The 1,989-nt window shown below is 49.3% G+C and carries 2 protein-coding genes; both read right to left on the reverse strand.

The annotated features are described in order from the left end of the window. Positions 1–190: hypothetical protein (locus tag VN105_RS12890; RefSeq protein WP_325641473.1), on the reverse strand; the 190-nt coding region annotated here is incomplete at its 3' end. Beyond that, a complete protein-coding gene (gene thiC, locus VN105_RS12895; RefSeq protein WP_325641475.1) occupies positions 187–1,986 on the reverse strand; it encodes a phosphomethylpyrimidine synthase ThiC in 1,800 nt (599 codons plus the stop codon). The genes thiC and VN105_RS12890, both read right to left, overlap by 4 nt. Between the last annotated feature and the right edge of the window lie 3 nt (positions 1,987–1,989).

Consider the following 1,989-nt stretch of genomic DNA (forward strand, 5'->3'; position numbering starts at 1 on the left):
GTTGCGGATGGGAGTGGAGAACCAGGCGATCGTGGTATGTGGCATCTATAGATGCCACATAACGGTACATTTGCTCATCTGTAAAATGGTATTTTCGCAGATGCAGGAGATCAAGCCCCTGTTTAAAGAGATGATGTATGATGTCCATTTCCGAAGCAACTTCCTCCGCTGCTGTCAACGCAATGATCATAAGTAGATTTCCTTTCCTTGGGCGATGAATTCCTGCGATTTTTCCAACATGCCCTGTGCGGCGGTATCCCGGATTTCCTGTGTAATTTTCATGGAGCAGAATTTCGGTCCGCACATGGAGCAGAAATGGGCTACTTTGGCAGCATCTGCAGGTAAAGTTTCGTCGTGGTATTCACGGGCAGTGTCGGGATCCAATGACAAGTTGAACTGATCCTCCCATCGGAATTCGAATCTTGCTTTACTCAAGGCGTTGTCGCGATACTGTGCTCCAGGATGGCCTTTGGCCAGATCTGCAGCATGCGCAGCCAGTTTGTAGGTAATGACCCCATCTTTCACATCTTTTTTGTTGGGCAGTCCAAGGTGCTCTTTTGGTGTTACATAACAGAGCATGGCACAGCCATACCAGCCAATCATTGCCGCTCCAATAGCCGAAGTGATGTGGTCATATCCCGGTGCGATATCAGTGGTCAGGGGGCCTAAGGTGTAAAATGGCGCCTCGTCACAACATTCCAGCTGCTTTTCCATATTCTCTTTGATCAGCTGCATAGGAACGTGGCCCGGCCCCTCGATCATCACCTGTACATCATGCTTCCAGGCGATCTTTGTCAACTCACCCAGGGTTTCGAGTTCGGCGAATTGAGCAGCGTCATTGGCATCTGCAATGGCCCCCGGACGCAAGCCATCACCGAGCGAAAAAGCAACATCATACTGCTTCATGATCTGGCAGATCTCTTCAAAATGAGTATAAAGAAAGTTTTCCTGATGATGAAAAAGACACCATTTGGCCATAATGGATCCACCTCTTGATACGATACCGGTTACGCGCTTTGCTGTTAAATGAATGTAGCGCAGTAGGACACCTGCATGGATGGTGAAATAAGAGACACCCTGTTCAGCCTGTTCAATCAGCGTATCCCGAAATATTTCCCAGGTGAGATCTTCGGCAACCCCTTTCACTTTTTCGAGCGCCTGATAGATCGGGACAGTGCCTATTGGTACAGGTGAATTGCGGATAATCCATTCGCGGGTTTCGTGGATATTTTTCCCTGTAGACAGATCCATGATCGTATCGGCGCCCCAGCGGCAGGCCCAGACAGCCTTTTCAACCTCTTCTTCGATGCTGGAGCTGACCGCACTATTGCCGATGTTGGCATTGATTTTTACCAGGAAATTACGGCCGATAATCATCGGCTCGCTTTCAGGATGATTGATATTTTTCGGAATAATTGCTCTGCCGGCAGCAATTTCCTCCCGGACAAACTCCGGTGTAATATATTTTCCGGCAGTTCGGGCGCCAAAGTTCTCGCCCGGATGCTGATGATCCATACCGGGGGTAGTATCAGCCAGCTGTGCTATCCGTTGGTTTTCGCGAATGGCAACATATTCCATCTCAGGCGTAATGATACCTTTTCTGGCATAATGCAATTGTGTCACATTTTTTCCCTGCGCCGCAACCTTGGGTTTGTGGCTGTAGGCAAATCGAAGCTCGTCCAGTGTTGTATCCGCCAGACGCTCCCGACCATAAGTCGAGCTGATGCCCTCCAACTGTTCCACATCCTTGCGGTCCAGGATCCATTGATCCCGAAGGCGGGGAAGCCCCTTGCGGATGTCAATTTCCTGCGTCCCGTCTGTGTAGGGACCTGAGGTATCGTATATGGTAATGGGCGGATTTACTTCGATCTGGCCATTGCTCAATTTGGTAGGGCTCAACGAAATTTGACGCATGGCCACTTGGATAGGATAAAGTGTTCCGGGGACAAAAACCTTGGTGGAATTTGGAAAAGCGGTCTGTGTGATTTT

Source organism: Chitinophaga sp., from assembly GCF_035564935.1.
Lineage (GTDB): Bacteria > Bacteroidota > Bacteroidia > Chitinophagales > Chitinophagaceae > Chitinophaga.